This is a genomic window from Pedobacter xixiisoli, from assembly GCF_900215335.1.
GTDB lineage: Bacteria > Bacteroidota > Bacteroidia > Sphingobacteriales > Sphingobacteriaceae > Pedobacter > Pedobacter xixiisoli.
Genome location: NZ_OCMT01000005.1, coordinates 48231 through 67151, shown reverse-complemented (window position 1 = coordinate 67151; position 18921 = coordinate 48231). Strand labels below are relative to the sequence as shown.

The following is an 18921-nucleotide window of genomic DNA, read 5'->3' as shown; positions in this document are numbered from 1 at the left end:
TTTGAGGCTTCGGAATTAGGTTTTCGAAGCCTCAATCTTTTTAAGTAACTTTGTAGCCCAATGCAAAGTACAAAAAAGATAGACATTAGGTCATTAAGTCCAGAACAATTAGCCCAACATTTTAAAGACATGGGTGAACCTGCATTTAGGGCCAAACAAGTCTATCAATGGCTTTGGGAAAAATCTGCTCGTAATTTCGATGAGATGAGCAATCTCTCTAAAGATTTACGCAAGAAATTGAACGAAGGCTACACCATCAATACTGTTGAAATTAGTAATGCACAATTCAGCAACGACCATACCATCAAAAATGCTTTTAAGTTACATGATGGTAATATCGTTGAGGGTGTTTTAATTCCGACAGAAGAAAGAATGACTGCTTGCGTAAGCTCGCAAGTAGGCTGTAGTTTAACCTGCAAATTTTGTGCAACTGGCTATATGGACAGAGTACGTAATTTAAATGCAGATGAAATTTATGACCAAGTGGTTTTGATTGACAAGCAGGCAAAGCAAAATTACAATATCCCGTTAACCAACATTGTGTATATGGGCATGGGCGAGCCATTGCTGAATTATGCCAATGTGTTAAAATCTATCGAACGCATTACTGCTCCAGATGGGTTGAATATGTCCTACAAACGTATCACTGTTTCTACTGCAGGTATAGCCAAGATGATCAAGAAACTGGGTGACGACGGTGTGAAATTCAATTTAGCTCTTTCGCTTCATGCCGCTAACGACCAAAAACGCCACGAGATTATGCCAATCACAGAGCATAACTCCTTGAAGGCATTGGCCGAAGCTTTAAAATACTATTTCCAAAAAACGAAAAATCCAGTTACTTACGAATATATCGTCTTCAACAACTTTAACGATGAGATACAGGATGCGATGGAGTTAGCTAAATTCTGTAAGCATGTACCTTGTAAAGTAAATTTAATTGAATACAACCCTATTCAATTTGCAGATTTCGTTAATGCCGAAGGCGATAAAATAGATGCTTTCGCAAATTACTTAAAGAAACAGGGCATCACTACTAATATTAGAAGAAGCCGAGGTAAAGATATTGATGCCGCTTGCGGACAGCTGGCGGTAAAGGAAAAAGCTTAAACCCCTCAATAGACGAATATGGTAATTAATAATTAGAAGAATGATTTAGATTGATAATCCCTAAACCATTCTTCTAATTTATCCTTATCTATAAACTCTTATTTCATTTTCAGAAGCATAAAATATACCTCCAGTAACGGGATCAATTTCATATAAAGGCTTATTAGAACCTAAAGTTATTTTTTGCAATTCCTTCCCATCTCTTTTATTAACTTTTATAAGTTCAGCGCCATTTTCTCCTCGGGCCAAAATAAAAGCAAAATCTCTGTTTTGTTTCAAACCGTTAAAGCGATTCTTAACCTGCGACAATACAGCATCATCGATAAATGATGCAACTGCAGCTTGATTATCTGCCTTCTTATTTAATCTATCTTTGGTTTGCTTATCTAATAAATCAGATGTCTCTTCAACCAGATTTCCATTAGCATCTCTATATTTTACGACAACTTGTGCATTGGCAATTGCGGAATGCAGACTTGCCGCCGTTCCAAAGTAACCTTTTCCTATTATAGAACCTGTTTTCAACAATCTTCTACTAGCTTCTCCTGGCTCTTTATAAGTTTTTTGGTAAATCGTATTTCCATCATTGTCTAATCCAATCACGTCATTTTGCCCAACTATGCAAATTCCCCAATCGAAAGCCTCAATGCTAGAAATAGTTTTATCATTCTCTACATCCACTTTACCTTTTGGCTTAGGATCATCTTTAGTATTTGGATTAAAGGTATAGATCCTTTTATTGTTGTAAACCAGAAACTTAGTGCCATCAAAAGAATAAACAAGAGGTCTTTTTGGATCAAACTCTACATTCCTTTTCCAAATTTTCACACCTGTACTATAATCCACCATGTTTCCAAAAACATCTGTAAGATAGAAAACCCTATTATTTTCAACCTTGCCTAGATAAAGCACTTGGTCATCATCTTTATCTGCAATTTCAACAAATTTCTTCCACTTGTTTTTACCATCTTTATCTATTAAATTCATTTCTCTATCTGCAATGTAAAGGTAATCCTGATCAATCGGAATCACCTTCTTTATGGCATCTCCTTTTGCATCTTTTTTCCAAACCTTGTTACCATCGTTATATCCATAGAAGTTGAATCCTGAAGCATGCGCAACTAAAATCTTATCTACGTAATCTTCTAAATAAGTAAAATACTTAGTGGTGATATTTTCTTTCCAAAGTTTATTCCCCGTTTTTTTATCTAATAGATTAAGGTTTTGTTTAGATGACAATAAACCTCCAGAATTAGTAATAATCGCAACCTTTTCACCATTATTGCTTACAAAAAAATCGGAAATAGGATCTGCATAGCCCCAATTGATATTACCCGTTTTTCTATCTAATTGATAAAGTGAAGAATTTACGATTGTGTAAATATATTCATCTTTTACAGTCACTTTATTCTCATTTACTGAGGCTTGTTTTCCATCACCAAACAGACTCTTGTAAGCATTTTTAAGCTTTAAACCATAACTTTCAACTGATGCCAATTTGCTCTCCCAATCAATGCTCTTAGTTTTGAGATTGTATTTTTGAAAATAGATATTTTTATCTTTAGTTATCAAAAGAAGCATCGAATTTTCATCAGGAATCAGCAGGTTGCTCAATATTTTATTGTTCATTTTTGCGGCATTGTAGAGAACATTTCCATCTACAGTATTAATAATAACCTCATTATTATCAAAAACAACTTTAGCAAAAGGAGAGTTGGCAATAACTTCGATATCTTCATCTCCTGTAGACTGTTTTAAGAACTCTGCAGAAGATAATGAGGCTAAACTTTTACTAAAAGACTCTAGTGTAGACTGATCAGCCAATTCTTGCTTATTAATTTTCCAGATGATTTTGTTTTCTGATTGACTTATGCCATAAATTGTGTTTTTATCCTTTGTTAGGATATTTCCGGTGTAGCTTTCTAAATGAAGTGTTTGTATTTTTTCATTTAGCTTGATACTTTGGTATTGCTGAGCATAAATGTTAGCAGAAGCCGTAATTAAGGCTATGGTTAAGATTTTTTTCATAGAGCTGGTTTTTCACAAAAGGAATGATTTTTTATCAGATTTTATGATTTTACCACCAGAGGATGTAAGAAAGATTGTGTGATGATTATATTTTACTATTCTGTCTGCAATCCGCTCGCTTTTCAGGCTTTACAATCCCGAAGCCCTATCAAAATGACCCTATGCTTTACAAATGCAGAACATTGGCTTGTAGGCAAATAGCTGTTAAGGAAAAAGCCAAAAAACTTTCTAATCAACTAATAATTAGTAAATTACACAACGTTTACCTCAAAAAATTATACCAAAAATTTAATCAATCTGCTATTCCTTCAGCGATGCGGTTGTAGAAACAAAAGGTATTTGCCTTTTATTTACCCCTGAAAAATCAGTACAATTAGGAGTATCATTTTTCTTTCATTTTAGCTCTTACATACTTAAGTTTACTTGTCTTACCTATGAATAAAACTTATGCCAACATCATCATCTCAATTAACTTTAACATTTTTAAAGTTAATAGTCGTTTTACCGTGTAAAACTCTACTTATTAAGCCTTCAAAAGGACATCTAAATCATCAGACTTTAGCCTCTCCAAATAATTATGTATAACGAAAGCGCTAGTCTGTAGTTTTTGCGTATCATTTATTTGTGCTAATCACTTTGTTTTCTTAGTTCTACTCAACAGCTAAATCACCCCCCTAGTTTAAGTGTTCGCTTTTTCAGCGGCCACTTAAACCTAAAATGAGAACCGAAGACTTAGTCTGGAAATAGTAGCAGAAATAAAAATATGGCGACAAAATACAAGTTTGGAGACAACCGTTTGCCGCATTTTATAACATTTGCGGTGGTAAACTGGATAGATGTATTTACTAGGGAACGCTATAAGGAGTTGGTGGTTGACAGTTTAAAATTCTGCATTAAAGAAAAGGGGTTAAATCTGCATGCCTGGGTTATTATGAGCAACCATGTGCATCTCATTGCTTCTGCTAGGGAAAGCTTTGAACTGGTCAACATTATTAGGGATTTAAAGAAATATACAAGTAAAATGATTATTTCAAGTATTGAAAGCAACCAACAAGAGAGTAGGCGAGATTGGATGTTATGGCTCTTTAAACGTGCTGGGTTGCAGAACAGCAATAACAAGATTTACCAATTTTGGCAACAGGACAACCACCCTGTAGAATTAAGTACAAATAAAATGATAGAACAACGGCTAAATTATCTGCATGAGAACCCCGTAGAAAGTGGCTTGGTTACCGAGGCACAGTATTACAAATACAGTAGCGCAACAGACTATTACGAAGAAAAAAGTGGGCTTGTACCGGTATCGTTTATGCAGTGCTGCATTCCGGTCTGGAGACCTTGGTTTTCTAAATAGGTTTAAGTGACCTTTGGAACACTTAAACCAGAGGGGGGAAATTGCAGATTACGTTAATAACCTTGAATTGGAGATAAAATCAAAATATAAAAGTAAAAAAGTAAAAAAGTAAAAAAAACAGTAATAATTTCGGAAGAAAATGAAATCAATAATTAGTCTAAGCTTAATTTTTATAATAAGCATAAGTAGCTGTATAGCGCAGGAAAATAATACTAAAGGAGTTGCAAATTATTTAAAACACAATAATTTCCAGCTTAGTTTGTGCGATCTATCCTTCTGCACAGAGGAAATAATGCCAATGCTAGAAACTGATACAATTAGTAGAAAATATTTTAAAATGAATTTACAACAATCCTTTGACTCTCGTTTAGATAAGTACAATTTCTATTTTAATTATAACCAGGCACAAATACTATTTGATTCTTTAATGATTTTAAAGTACCAAAAACTCTACCCAGCAGCTTATCAATTTATTATTAGCTTAAAGAAAAACATGCCAAGTCTTAAGACCTCATTTAAAGACTACGTAGAGCTTTTCTTAAAGAGAATAGAATATCCAGAGGATGTGGATGATGCTTGCATCTCCTATTTGATCCTTTACAAAGAAGAAAAACCTTTTGATGATATTCTAAAAAATAAAAGCGCATTATACCGTTTCAACCAATGGTTAAGATACGGTTTTAAGGAATTTAGAGGCTATTCTTTAGAGAACACTCCCCAAAATGAAATCAGTAATAGAATTATACAGCGTATTAGAGAAAACCATGCCAACCCAAAAAACGAGTTGCTCAAGAGAACTTTGAAGATGTTTGATGAACTACAAAATATTAAATGATTTACCCCTCTGGTTTAAGTGTTCGCTTTTTCAGCGTTCACTTAAACCTAAAATGAGAACCGAAGACTTAGTCTGGAAATAGTAGCAGAAATAAAAATATGGCAACAAAATACAAGTTTGGAGACAACCGTTTGCCGCATTTTATAACATTTGCGGTGGTAAACTGGATAGATGTATTTACTAGGGAACGCTATAAGGAGTTGGTGGTTGACAGTTTAAAATTCTGCATTAAAGAAAAGGGGTTAAATCTGCATGCCTGGGTTATTATGAGCAACCATGTGCATCTCATTGCTTCTGCTAGGGAAGGCTTTGAACTGGTCAACATTATTAGGGATTTAAAGAAATATACAAGTAAAATGATTATTTCAAGTATTGAAAGCAACCAACAAGAGAGTAGGAAAGATTGGATGTTATGGCTCTTTAAACGTGCTGGGTTGCAGAACAGCAATAACAAGATTTACCAATTTTGGCAACAGGACAACCACCCAGTAGAATTAAATACAAATAAAATGATAGAACAACGGCTAAATTATCTGCACGAGAACCCCGTAGAAAGTGGCTTGGTTACCGAGGCACAATATTACAAATACAGTAGCGCAACAGACTATTACGAAGAAAAAAGTGGGCTTGTACCGGTATCGTTTATGTAGTGCTGCATTCCGGTCTGGAGACCTTGGTTTACAAAGAGATTTAAGTCGCCCTGCGGAAGACTTAAACCAGAGGGGAATTTGAATATGAAAATATTATCATCCATATGATAATCCGTCAAAACAAAGCGCTAGAAATCAAAACGTATACAAACAAAAAAGAAAGCCATTGCGACAAAGACTCCTTTTCCTATTTCGGCTTTTGGGATTATGAAAAACATGGAGATGAAGAACTAAAACATGTCTCTCAACTTGAAAAAAGTGGTAGTCGTATTTATTTTTATACTAAAAAAAATCAAAATGATGACTTATTAGAAACAACAAGAGACTGCTTTGTTACATTAAATGAAGATGACGACTCCACTATTCCTGATCCTGATTTATTAAGACTCTATGCAATTAATGGTACACCAAATGTATATGAAAAAATCAAACAAATACCCCCTACAATACTGAAAAGTCTAAAGAAGAAACCAAAAGACTGGAAAATCTATCTAGATTTTATGGGAACCGTAGAAAAAACCATTGCTGTTCCTAAAGCCTCCATCTTTAAAAATCCAGCAGCAACACAGCCTACAAAAATGTATCTGATAAAAGGCGACAAGGTAGAGATACTTAGCCAAGATGGCCAGTGGGTAAAAATTCGTTACTATGGTAAAGCTACAATAGAAGGTTGGTTGAGAATAGATGATATAGGCAAATAAACAACATGAATATAAATATATATGCAGCTATAGTTTTAAGCTTAATTAGTTTTAAAGGTAGAACTCAAGAAATACAAAATAATTCTATCAAGGATTTTAACGGAATTTTTATAGATATAAATAACGACAAGAGTTATCATTCATTTTATAATGGACATTTCCTCTTTTTTTACGTTGATGAATCTAATAAAGTTGATAATTCTTTAACTAGACATGGCTCATATGGTTTTTTATCTCCTAACGTAGACACAGATAACCTTATATCAATTAAACTGAATAATACAGGAAGTTTAAATGACAAATTCGGATTGAATTTTAAGAATGGTGGCGTTTTGGGATATGAATATGAATTAGGTGATAGAAGTTTAAATCTATACAATCAAAATGCATTTTTTTATGAAAAGTTATATACTTTATCCCCTAAGATAATAGCTGACCTGCGAATTAAAGTGAAAAATAAAAAAATCAACATTGATGATTTTATATATTCATACGAGACAGTAAGGTCATCTAGGGCAATTATATATGAAAAGCCAAATATTGCAACCAAAATGTATTTAATTAAAGGGAATAAAATTAAAATCATTGGAGAAAATCTAACCTGGTTAAAATTTGTCTATAATGGAAAAAAGACAATCACTGGCTGGATAAAGAAATCGGAATTAGAATAATACAAATTTATATACCGGATATACTTTGCCCATAGTTGGTGCACGACATCTGCTCTTCGAGATTTATAATCCCGAAGAACTATCAAAGAATCTGTGATCCGAACTAAATAAGATTATAAATCTTCTACATTAAAACTGAGCACTAATACTCGCAGTTAAAGAAAAAGCTTAAAATTTTCTAATCAACTAATATTTAGTAAATTGTATAATGTTTGCCTTGAAACGTTATACCGAAGATTTAATTAATCTGCTTTTCCCCGAGCTATGTAATGGCTGTGGAAAGTTGCTCTATCATGGAGAGAAAGACATTTGTACCAAGTGTCTGTACGATTTGCCTTTTACCGATTTTCATTTGTACGAAGATAACCTAGTGGCGAAACAACTTTGGGGCCGATTGCCAGTAAACGCCGCTATGGCGATGCTATATTTCAAGAAAGGAACCAAAGTGCAAAACCTTATTCATGGCTTAAAATATGCTGGTAAAACCGATATCGGCATTACCCTAGGTAAGCTTTTAGCCAATAAACTATCCAAAAGTGATGCTTACGCAGATATTGATATCGTTATTCCCGTTCCGTTACATCAAAAAAAATTGAGACTAAGAGGTTACAATCAAAGTGAGTATATTGCAAAAGGTTTGGCAGAAGAACTAGAAATATCGGTAAGCACAAAACATTTACTACGAAATAAATCTACCGAAAGCCAGACCAAAAAAGCAAGATATACCCGCTATGAAAATATGCAGGATGTTTTTAACGTTAAAAATGCGTATGATTTATTAGATAAACACATCCTTTTAGTTGATGACGTAATTACTACTGGAGCTACGCTAGAAGCCTGCGGAAACGTTTTGCTAAACCATGGAATTAAGAAACTGAGCATCGCTGCTATAGCATTTGCAGAATAATGAACCGTCAAAGATTTAAATTGATTTTCAATCTTTGTAAGCTCCATCTGACAAATAAAAATTTATAAAAAAACAGATGAAAAATGTAACTCTACTTATATTACTTACCATACTTACCTTCTCCTTTGCAGCTTGTAATAAAGATGAGGATATTGCTTTTGACCCCAATGCAAAGCTGAGTTTTTCTACTGATAGTGTTTTATTTGACACCGTTTTTACCTCTGTAGGCTCTACGGTACGTCGATTTAAAATCTTCAATTATAATGATAAAGCCATTAATCTAGATGAGATTAAAATTGGGGGCGGTACAAACTCTCCATTTATCATCAACGTTAATGGGAGGCAGATGGCAGAAGGAAAAAACGTAAAAATTAATGGAAATGATTCTATCAATGTTTTGGTAAAAGTAACCATCGACCCTACCTTACAAACCCAAACCTTTATTGTAGAAGATGCGATCTTGATGTCTTTCAATGGCAAACAAGAAAAAATACCTTTAGTAGCTTACGGTCAAAATGCCATCTTTCTTAAGAATGAGTCTATTAAAAACAATACCGTATGGGATAGTAAATTGCCCTATATCATTTCTAATTTGCTAACCGTAGAGGAAAATGCCACATTAACTATTGCTGCTGGAACCAAAGTTTTGTTTCATAACGGTTCCACAATGAATGTAAAAGGCACTTTAACTGCTGTAGGAACTAAACAAGATTCCATTTTATTTGCCAGTGACAGAACCGAGCGCATCTATGAAGAAGAACCAGGACAATGGAATGGCATCCATTTTTATGGCAGTAGCAAAAATTCTGTGATTAATCACGCTACCATTAAAAATGGCATTGCAGGAATCACAGTTGATTCGCTTTCTTCCAACAGCAATCCTAAGCTTATATTGGCTAACACGATGGTAAAAAACATGCAAGTGGTTGGGCTTTTGGGCTATCACACCAATTTAGTTGCCTACAACAACCTTTTCCATAATTGCGGGCAATACTTAGTTTACGGTATTGGCGGGGGCACTTATGATTTAGCTCAGAACACTTTTGGAGCTTACAATTATAGCTTTGCTCGCAGAACATCAGGAGTTCATCTGTCAGATTTTATTAGCGCTACGGAGTTTGCATCTCTAAATGCAACGTTAACCAACAATATTATTTGGGGCAGTTTAGAAGATGAGCTTACCATTGAGAAAAAATCTACTGCAGTTTCGGTGGTTAACCTTAGGAACAACCTAATTAAAACAACTAAAACTGAGTTTAACGGAAATGATAATATAATTAATATTGACCCTCTTTTTATCAATCCACGACAAGGAAACTTCAAAATTAGCGATACTAGCCCTGCTAAAAACAAGGGATTAAATCTCAGTTCTCATCCGTATTTCACCATCTATTTATCGAAGGACATCCTAGAAAAGCAAAGATTATTTCCTTCTGAATTAGGATGTTATGAGAATAACTAAAAAAACTTCAATCTTTTAAAAACTTTTTAATCATGCTTCTCGTTTATTATATCGAGAGCGTTAATTTAGATGGTAAGGGTCGATACTTCCTCAGGGAATATCGGCCCTTTACTTTATATCAGAAATTCAGATAACACCTTTTTAATCTCAGTCGGGCTGAAAGGTTTCAGCACATGTCCGTTCATACCACTTTCCTTAAATTTACTTTCCTCGTCGTGCAAAGTTGAGGCAGTAAGTGCTACAATAGGTAGGTTTTTATAGTGCTCCTCTTCCATCCCTCTGATGATAGTTGTAGTTTCAAATCCGGTAATACCAGGCATTTTGATATCCATAAAAACTAGATCGTACTTATTTTTGGTAATACACGCAATTGCCTTATAACCATCTGCGGCAAAATCAATACTCAATCCCCATTTCATTAGAATACGCTTAGCAATAAGAATATTAATTTCATTATCATCAACAACTAAAACTCGTTTTCCTTCAAAAACTACTGGTTTAAATGCTTTCTGAGTTTCTACTTGTGATATTTTATCAAAGCTAATTACAAATGAAAATGACGTCCCTTTTCCTTCTAAGCTGTCTACTTTAATTTCGGACTGATACAATTTGAGCAGTTTTTTAGTGATTGCCAAACCTAAGCCCGTTCCACCGTATTTACGGGAAATATCTGCTCGAGCCTGCGTAAAAGTCTCAAAAATATAGTCTTTCTTATCTGAAGGAATACCAATTCCATTATCTTTAACTTCGAAATAGATATCAATTTTCTCTGTATGTTCTTGTTGAGCCTTCACGATTAAATCTACCCGTCCTTTAGTTGTAAACTTAATGGCATTACCCAACAAATTCATTAGTATTTGGTAAAGTCTTGTTTTATCTGCCGACACCAAAGAAGGGATTTGTCCATCAAATTGTAGATTTAAATCATTTTGCTGTTTGGTTGCGTTAATTTGCAGTGAACTAATGATATCTGCACACAAAAGCTGAAGATTAACGGGCAAAAATTCCAAATGGAGATTACCCGTTTCTATCTTAGTAAAATCAAGTACATCATTGATGATACTCAACAAGTTCTCGCCAGAAAACTTTAGAATATTAAGATCGTCAGTTTGAGAAGGCTTAGGGTCATTTTCAATTAGTAAATGAGTCATCCCGATAATGGCATTTAGCGGCGTGCGTATTTCATGGCTCATCACCGACAAGAACATTTCTTTAGCTTCACTTAACTGCAAAGCTTGTTCTTTTGCTTCCAAAATATCTCGCTCTACTTGCTTACGTTCGGTAATATCAGTAATTAGCTCTATATACCGTTCTACCTTGCCGCTACTGTTAACTATAGGCGTATTAGACACTGCCAACCAAATAGAAGTGCCATTTTTTTTCTGTGCCAATACTTCAATAGAGAACGATTGCTTGTGCTCTGAAGCGGTTCTTGCTTTCAATATCACCTGTCGATCTGTTTGATCAGTGGAAAGCACATCACCCAACATTTTTCCTGAAAGCTCAGCAGAAGAATATCCTATCAATTTTTCTAATGCTTCATTTATCCAAGTGATTTCTCCATCTTGGTTACAAATACTGACACCTGTATTGGTTTTACTCGCCACCGTAGACAATACTGCCAATTCCTGCTCTGCCTTCTTCTTATCAGTAATATCAAGGATAATTTCTATTTCCGTTTCCACTTCACCATCAGCACTCAAAATGATACTACTGTAAATCGATAGCCATATTTTGGTCTTATCTTTTCTATAGGCAAGAATATCTACCGTAAATGATTTCTTTTCACTAGTTAGCTTTCTAGCCTCTTCAACAACCGACCAATCCGTTTCCGGACCTCTGATCAAATCTCCTAATGGCTTACCCTGTATATCTTCTAAAGTGAAGCCAGTAATCTCTGTAAAGGCGTCATTTGCCCAACTTACACGATTATAATCATCACTAATTACTACGCCATTATTTACTTTGCTGGCTACAAAAGACAAATGAGTTAGCTCTACATCTAAGCGCTTTTTCTCTGTGATATCCCTTCCATAACTATACCACCTATCTTCTTTAGCTACCATGCTCCAACTCAACCATTTCACCCTCTTAGCTTTATCAACAACTCTAAAATCTAAAAAGAATTGCTTTTCGCCTCTTATCAAGCCTTGCTCTATGTGCTTCGTAATTTTAATGATATCATCTCTATAACAAAAGCTCCACATGCTTTTTCCCAGAATTTCTTCCATGCTATAGCCCAACAATTTATTAGCCGCCTGATTGGTAAACAGGATATCGCCATCTCTAGTCAAAATACAGTGTATTTCTGGAGAAGCTTCAAAAACATTGATAAACTCTTCAGAACGTTTAGTTTGTGCTATTAACTGAAGGTTTTTCCTTCTCAAGGAGAGTTGTGCAACAATTTGTAGGGAAAGAGTTTGTAGTGCCTCAATTTGTAGAGAAGATAGATTTCCCTCGCAATCATCAACTACACACAAACAGCCCAAAGGAAAACCATCTGTATCAACTAATGGAATACTTCCATAAAACACCAAATTATCTTGAGAGTATAACAGCGGACTACCCTCAAAATCTTTGCTTATTCTAATATCTGGGATGATATAGATATCGCCATGCATTGCATATTGGCAAACACTCCCTTCTCTAGTAAAAATTCTTTCTTGAGTTAATAGACCATAAGTGGCCTTAAAGACCACATGGTCTTGATCCACAAAGCTGATATAAGCTTTTTTAGTGGATGCAATCTGAGCAGCAAGCTTAACTAAGTTGTCGAGCTCGCTCTCAAGCCCTTCTCCAAGAACATCATATGAGTAAAGTGCAGCTAACCGCTGCTCTTCCATTTGATAATATGGAGAAGGGATATTGAGCATATTTGTACAAATAACTACCTAATATAGCTATTTATACAGAGGAAAACGACTTACTAAGGCTTGAACTTTAGTTTTTACAGCACTTAATACTTGTTCATCTCCTGAATTAGTCAAAGCCTCATCGATAAGTTCAACAATATCAGCCATTTGCTCTTCTTTAAAACCTCTAGAAGTAATAGCAGCAGTACCTACTCTAAAACCTGAGGTTACAAATGGAGATTTATCGTCAAAAGGCACCATATTTTTATTCACTGTGATATCGGCTTTACCCAAAGCTTCTTCAGCTAACTTACCAGTGATATTTTTGTTTCTCAAATCGATTAACATCAAGTGGTTGTCTGTACCTCCAGAGATAATTCCATATCCTTTAGCTACAAATGCCTTAGCCATTGCTTGTGCATTTACGCCAACTTGTTTGATATAATCACCATACTCATCTGTTAAAGCCTCGCCAAATGCAATTGCTTTAGCTGCAATAATGTGTTCTAATGGACCACCTTGCGTACCAGGAAAAACAGCCATATCTAATAAATTAGACATCATTCTAGTTTCGCCTTTTGGTGTTTTTAAACCCCATGGATTTTCAAAATCTTTACCCATCATAATCATACCACCACGAGGCCCTCTTAAGGTTTTGTGCGTAGTTGTAGTTACAATATGGCAATGAGGAAGTGGATTGTCTAATAATCCTTTAGCGATAAAACCTGCTGGATGAGAAATATCTGCCAACACCAAAGCACCGATTTGATCTGCTACTTTACGGATAAAAGCGTAATCCCACTCCCTTGAGTAAGCAGAAGCACCGCAGATAATCAATTTTGGTTTTTCAGCTAAGGCTACTTCTTCCAATTTTGCATAGTCTATTTTACCATCTTCCTTTTTAACTCCATAGAACAAAGGCTGATATAATTTTCCAGAGAAATTAACGGGAGAACCATGAGTTAAGTGACCTCCATGAGACAAATCGAAACCTAAAATTTTATCTCCAGGTTGAATTACCGCTAACATTACTGCAGCATTAGCTTGAGCACCTGAGTGTGGTTGCACGTTTACCCATGCAGCACCGAAAAGTTTTTTTGCTCTATCGATAGCAATGTTCTCTATTTCGTCTACCACTTGGCAACCTCCATAGTAACGCTTTCCTGGCAAACCTTCCGCGTATTTGTTGGTTAATACCGACCCTGCAGCTTCCATTACTTGCTTGCTAACGAAGTTTTCAGAAGCAATAAGCTCTAATCCGTGTTCTTGTCTGTCTAGTTCTTTGTCAATTAAATCGAAAACTAATGTGTCTCTGTTCATTCTTGAAATTGGAAAATATGTGTTTGTTTCGGTAAAAATAACCAAAAATTTAGGTTATACAATGAACTAATGCGCATAACTAAGTCATTCTCATCAGCATTGGCTAAAGCATACTATCGATTTGAAACTTTTATTGATAAATTTATTAAACAAAATACCGTAATTTGTACTTTTATAACATTGCATGGAAGTTAAGACAGGAACTTTATTATCTACTATAAATTACCCAGAAGATTTAAAGAAATACAGTGAGGAGGAACTGGAGCAAATTTGTCAGGAGTTACGTCAATATATCATTGATGTAGTGAGCGTTAATGGCGGGCATTTTGGCGCAAGTTTAGGTGTGGTAGAACTTACCGTTGCACTGCATTACGCCCTCAATACGCCTTATGATAAGTTGATTTGGGACGTAGGCCACCAAGCTTATGGTCACAAAATCTTAACGGGAAGGAAAGACCAATTTCACACCAATAGGATTATTAACGGCATTAGCGGCTTTCCGAAAATTAGCGAAAGCGAATATGATACTTTTGGTGTAGGTCACTCTTCTACTTCCATTTCCGCAGCTTTGGGTATGGCCGTAGCCTCTCATTACAAAGGCGAAAAAGATAGACAACACGTAGCCGTAATTGGCGATGGTGCAATGACTGCAGGTCTAGCCTTTGAAGGTTTAAACCATGCAGGCATTGAAAAATCTAACGTTTTGGTGATTTTGAATGACAATTGTATGTCGATTGACCCGAACGTTGGTGCACTGAAAGAATATTTAACCAGCATCACCACTTCTAAATCTTATAACCGTTTTAGGGATGATGTTTTCAATGTGCTGACCAAACTTTCTGAGCTTGGTCCAAATGCACAGAAATACGTAAAGAAAATCCAAAAAAGTATCAAAGGCACTTTACTTAAGCAAAGTAACCTTTTCGAAGCTTTAAATTTTAGATATTTTGGTCCCGTAGATGGTCATGACGTGAAACGTTTAGCGGCAATCATCAAAGACCTGTCTGCTATTCCTGGCCCTAAGCTGTTGCATTGCGTTACGGTTAAAGGTAAAGGTTTCGCATTAGCGGAAAAAGACCAAACCAAATGGCATGCACCAGGCTTATTCGATAAAATTACTGGCGAAATTAAAAAGCCTGTAATTGATAAACCGCAACCTCCAAAATACCAGGATGTTTTTGGACATACGATGGTGGAATTAGCGGAAGCAAATAGTAAGATTGTAGGCATTACTCCTGCAATGCCATCTGGCTGCTCGCTAAATATCATGATGAAAGCAATGCCAGAAAGAGCTTTTGACGTGGGTATCGCCGAACAACATGCAGTAACTTTTTCTGCCGGTTTAGCTACCCAAGGTTTAGTACCTTTCTGTAACATCTACTCTAGCTTTATGCAAAGGGCATATGATCAAGTCATCCACGATGTGGCCATACAAAACTTGAATGTAGTATTTTGTTTAGATAGAGCAGGTTTAGCTGGCGCTGATGGCGCAACACACCATGGTGCTTACGATTTAGCCTTTATGCGCTGCATTCCAAATATGACAGTAGCTTCTCCAATGAATGAAGAAGAGCTACGTAACATGATGTATACCGCTCAGCTAGAAAACAAAGGTCCTTTCACTATTCGTTATCCAAGAGGAAATGGCATGTTACCAGATTGGAAACGTCCGTTGAATGAAATACAAGTAGGGAAAGGTCGTAAAGTATGCGATGGTGAGGATGTTGCAATCTTAACTATTGGTCACGTTGGTAATTTTGCTGTAGAAGCTTGTAAGGAGCTAAACAGCGATGGCATTAATCCTGCGCATTACGATTTACGTTTCGTTAAACCTTTAGATGAAGAACTACTTCACGATGTGTTTACTCGTTTCAAAAACATAATCACTGTAGAAGATGGTTGTTTACAAGGAGGAATGGGTAGCGCAGTATTAGAATTTATGGCTGATAATGGTTATAAATGTAATGTTACTAGATTGGGTATACCAGATGAGATTGTAGAGCATGGCGAGCAACCTGAATTGTGGGCACTTTGTGGTTACGATACTGCTGCAATTATCCAAGCAGCAAAAAAAATAGCAGTAAGCAGAACCACTAAAATAATGGCTTCTTAGAAAGAAATCGTCATTTCGACCGCAGCGCAGCGAGCGGAGAAATCTTTGAACTCACCTTTAAAGCGAACGGATAAAAATGAATAACTATCAAATTAGTAAAAATTCGATACTAAAATATCGGAATGGGAAAGTTTAGAGATTTAACTTCGTTGATTTTTAATTCTCCACTTCGGTCTAAATGACTAGAAGACTATATTATTCTTAATTGAAAAATTATAAAATTGGAAAAAAGTTCTAAAATTTTCGTAGCTGGTCATCGAGGGATGGTTGGCTCTGCCATTTACCGCAAACTTCAAAAAGAAGGTTATCAAAATATCATCACGAGAACTTCTAAAGAATTAGATTTACGTAACCAGCAGGCAGTAGCTGACTTTTTCGCTCAAGAAAAACCAGACTATGTTTTCTTAGCAGCAGCAAAAGTTGGCGGCATTGTTGCAAACAACACCTATAGAGCAGACTTTCTTTACGAGAATTTAGCTATCCAAAATAACGTTATTCATCAATCCTATTTAAATGGGGTTACAAAGTTGATGTTCTTAGGTTCGAGCTGCATCTATCCTAAAATGGCACCTCAGCCACTCAAAGAAGATTACCTACTTACTGGAACTTTAGAACCCACCAACGAGCCTTACGCTATTGCTAAAATAGCAGGAATTAAGATGTGCGATGCCTATAGAGACCAACACGGCTGTAACTTCATTTCGGTGATGCCAACCAATTTATATGGGCTTAACGACAATTATCACCCAGAAAATTCTCACGTATTACCAGCTTTAATTAGAAAGTTCGATGAGGCTAAAAATAATGGAAGTAAGGAAGTCGTAATTTGGGGAACAGGCTCACCGATGCGTGAGTTTTTGTTTGCTGATGACTTAGCTGATGCCTGCTATTACCTGATGGAAAATTACAGTGAGCCTACTTTGATTAACATAGGTACAGGAGAAGACCTTACTATCAAGGATCTAGCCTTAGCGGTTAAAGAAACAGTGGGATTTGAAGGGGAATTGGTATTTGATACGAGCAAACCAGATGGCACACCTCGTAAATTAATGGATGTCTCAAAACTACACAAGCTAGGATGGAAACATCAAATAGAGCTCAGAGAAGGCTTAAAATTAGCTTATCAAGACTACTTAAGTAAGAAATAAAAAAGTCCCGATTTGAATTCAAATCGGGACTTTTCTTTTTATGTATATAAACTAGACCTACGAAGTTTAACTTTCTTTAGTTATTGATTTTTAAAGTATCAGTTGAGGGCTTTGCCGTTTTGAAGCTTCTTCGTAAGAAGAAACATTAAAAATCGTAGTATAAATTTCTAAAACTAGTTCTCAATCCTAAGGTTACCATAGCAGTATTGTTTTTAATCAAACTATTTTTCTCCTGTCTTAATACACCACCTAATTCTAATCGGAGATTGTATTTTGGATTTAACAGATAGGCCACTTTTCCTTGCACCATATATAACTCCGTTAACAATCCCTGCCCAACGTGACTGCCATATTGCACTGCTCTAGTATCATAACTTTTGAAAATATCTTTACCATAATTAGAACCTGCTTCATCTAAACCGTACGAGGCATATAAAGCTTGTCCTTGGAAATCAAATTTCTTTACGCTATAGTTCAACAAACCTAAAAACTCTCTAAAGTTGGCTCCAAAAGGATGCGCCAAAGGCTGATTATAGTTAGAATAATTAGATAGCCTATCAAAGTGAGCATAGGTATAAGGGCGAGCCGTATTAAACTCAGCTAGATAATTTAAACGAGCAACTTTAAACAAATCAGAGCCTCTTAATCCTAATTGGATAGCCCATTTATTTGCCCAATATCCATTGCCCTTAAAAAATTCTTTTGCGGTAAACTCGTCAAACATAAACTGCCCGTAAAGAGCTGTTTTCTCTAACAGTTCGTACTTCACATTTAATCCCAATCTCATCTTATCCGGCGAAGTAGTATTTGTATTTTCTACTGGTCTAATGAACATAAACGGATGGATGTAATTAAAATCGAATCCTCTTTTGCCTTCAACTTCAGCATCAGCCCAAGTTACTGCTTGAAAAAAACCTATCGAAAGCCTGTTTGTAGCATTCCAGTCTAAATAATGTGCTGCCATCCATTTGCCTCTGTCGCCTAGTCTTCTATCCGAAGCTAATTTAGGTGCTCCAGGGTCTAACATGTAAGCATAAATAGTTTGATACTGTACACTTCCTAAACTGGCCCTCAATCTAAAAAAAGAATAGTTAGATGAATTATCCGAAAGCAGCACAGAGCGATAACCATCACCGATAAAATTCTTATCGTAACCTAACGCAAAATTAAGATACTTATTGGGAGTGTAAGAAAGCAAGGCAGTAACGTATGCCCAATCTTGTTTGTCTGTTGCCAGTTTTCCATATCCCTGACCCGGCACAACCTGATTGCTTACAATATAGTCGTTTACGTAATTTGCAAACTTACCTTGGTTTTCGAAACCATTTAAATAGAATGAGAATTTCTCTCCAACATTACCACCTACTTGAAAACCACGAGTATTTAACCAAGTACTTCTATCACCTTTAAAGTCTTTACCGATTTGAAAATCTGCCAATAAATCTGCGTAGATATTGTACTCTTCATTTTTAAATTCTATCAAATGCTCTTGAAACAGTTTTCGGTGTACCCAACTCCTTTTATTTAAGGTATCCACTCCATAACTCATCAATGAATCATAAGCAGTTTTTAATTTGGCATCATCTGAGTAAAATCCTCTAATCGAAGAATGGAATTTACTTTTTGTATCATATACCGAGCGGTTTAGCTTTTGGTAAAGTTGATAATCATGAAGTAGATTTTGATTAGCTGTATTAGTTTCTTGGCTAGATGCGCCAAAAACAAAAAAGGCCAAGAGGGTGGCCGTTAATAGATATTTTTTCATTAAGT

14 protein-coding genes are annotated in these 18921 nt (G+C 35.7%); 10 read left to right on the top strand and 4 right to left on the bottom strand.

What is annotated here, in order from left to right; all coding sequences use genetic code 11:
• Positions 1–60 precede the first annotated feature (60 nt).
• Positions 61–1110 (top strand): dual-specificity RNA methyltransferase RlmN, encoded by a 1050-nt coding sequence (gene rlmN, locus CRO54_RS19900; RefSeq protein ID WP_097133869.1) that lies wholly within the window; start codon positions 61–63, stop codon positions 1108–1110.
• Positions 1111–1194: 84 nt separating this feature from the next.
• On the opposite strand, the gene CRO54_RS19895 is transcribed toward rlmN, so the two are convergent.
• Complete coding sequence (locus CRO54_RS19895) at positions 1195–3138, bottom strand: PQQ-binding-like beta-propeller repeat protein (RefSeq protein WP_097133868.1); 1944 nt, start codon at positions 3136–3138, stop codon at positions 1195–1197.
• A gap of 763 nt (positions 3139–3901) precedes the next feature.
• Here CRO54_RS19895 and CRO54_RS19890 point away from each other — a divergent pair.
• The 7 genes from CRO54_RS19890 (at position 3902) to CRO54_RS19860 (ending at position 9718) form a co-directional block, all read left to right on the top strand.
• The gene (locus tag CRO54_RS19890) at positions 3902–4492 is read left to right on the top strand and encodes an REP-associated tyrosine transposase (protein ID WP_097133867.1); all 591 of its coding nucleotides are present in this window, start codon (positions 3902–3904) and stop codon (positions 4490–4492) included.
• A gap of 337 nt (positions 4493–4829) precedes the next feature.
• Entirely contained in the window at positions 4830–5327 is a 498-nt protein-coding gene (locus tag CRO54_RS19885; protein ID WP_138765875.1) for a hypothetical protein, read from the top strand.
• 98 nt (positions 5328–5425) lie between these two features.
• Positions 5426–5977, top strand: coding sequence for an REP-associated tyrosine transposase (locus tag CRO54_RS19880; RefSeq protein ID WP_097133865.1), 552 nt, complete (start codon positions 5426–5428; stop codon positions 5975–5977).
• Between the two features lie 104 nt (positions 5978–6081).
• A complete protein-coding gene (locus CRO54_RS19875) occupies positions 6082–6678 on the top strand; it encodes an SH3 domain-containing protein (protein WP_097133864.1) in 597 nt (198 codons plus the stop codon).
• Between the two features lie 5 nt (positions 6679–6683).
• A complete protein-coding gene (locus CRO54_RS19870; protein ID WP_097133863.1) occupies positions 6684–7349 on the top strand; it encodes a hypothetical protein in 666 nt (221 codons plus the stop codon).
• Positions 7350–7557: 208 nt separating this feature from the next.
• The gene (locus CRO54_RS19865; RefSeq protein ID WP_097133862.1) at positions 7558–8256 is read left to right on the top strand and encodes a ComF family protein; all 699 of its coding nucleotides are present in this window, start codon (positions 7558–7560) and stop codon (positions 8254–8256) included.
• A 76-nt stretch (positions 8257–8332) separates the two neighbouring features.
• The gene (locus CRO54_RS19860; RefSeq protein ID WP_097133861.1) at positions 8333–9718 is read left to right on the top strand and encodes a hypothetical protein; all 1386 of its coding nucleotides are present in this window, start codon (positions 8333–8335) and stop codon (positions 9716–9718) included.
• Between the two features lie 113 nt (positions 9719–9831).
• On the opposite strand, the gene CRO54_RS19855 is transcribed toward CRO54_RS19860, so the two are convergent.
• Both CRO54_RS19855 and glyA read right to left on the bottom strand, forming a co-directional pair.
• Positions 9832–12591, bottom strand: a complete 2760-nt coding sequence (locus CRO54_RS19855) for a PAS domain S-box protein (RefSeq protein ID WP_097133860.1) — start codon at positions 12589–12591, stop codon at positions 9832–9834.
• Between the two features lie 27 nt (positions 12592–12618).
• Positions 12619–13890, bottom strand: a complete 1272-nt coding sequence (gene glyA, locus CRO54_RS19850) for a serine hydroxymethyltransferase (RefSeq protein WP_097133859.1) — start codon at positions 13888–13890, stop codon at positions 12619–12621.
• A 184-nt stretch (positions 13891–14074) separates the two neighbouring features.
• Between glyA and dxs the strand changes: the two genes are divergently transcribed.
• Together dxs and fcl are read left to right on the top strand one after the other, a co-directional pair.
• Positions 14075–16003 (top strand): 1-deoxy-D-xylulose-5-phosphate synthase, encoded by a 1929-nt coding sequence (gene dxs, locus CRO54_RS19845; protein WP_097133858.1) that lies wholly within the window; start codon positions 14075–14077, stop codon positions 16001–16003.
• Positions 16004–16224: 221 nt separating this feature from the next.
• Positions 16225–17151: a GDP-L-fucose synthase gene (fcl, locus tag CRO54_RS19840; RefSeq protein WP_097133857.1), complete on the top strand. Its 927-nt coding sequence runs from the start codon at positions 16225–16227 to the stop codon at positions 17149–17151.
• A gap of 145 nt (positions 17152–17296) precedes the next feature.
• Here the strand turns inward: fcl and CRO54_RS19835 are convergent, their stop codons facing one another.
• On the bottom strand, positions 17297–18916 hold the full coding sequence (locus CRO54_RS19835; RefSeq protein ID WP_097133856.1) for a gliding motility protein RemB: 1620 nt from the start codon (positions 18914–18916) through the stop codon (positions 17297–17299).
• Positions 18917–18921: the final 5 nt, after the last annotated feature.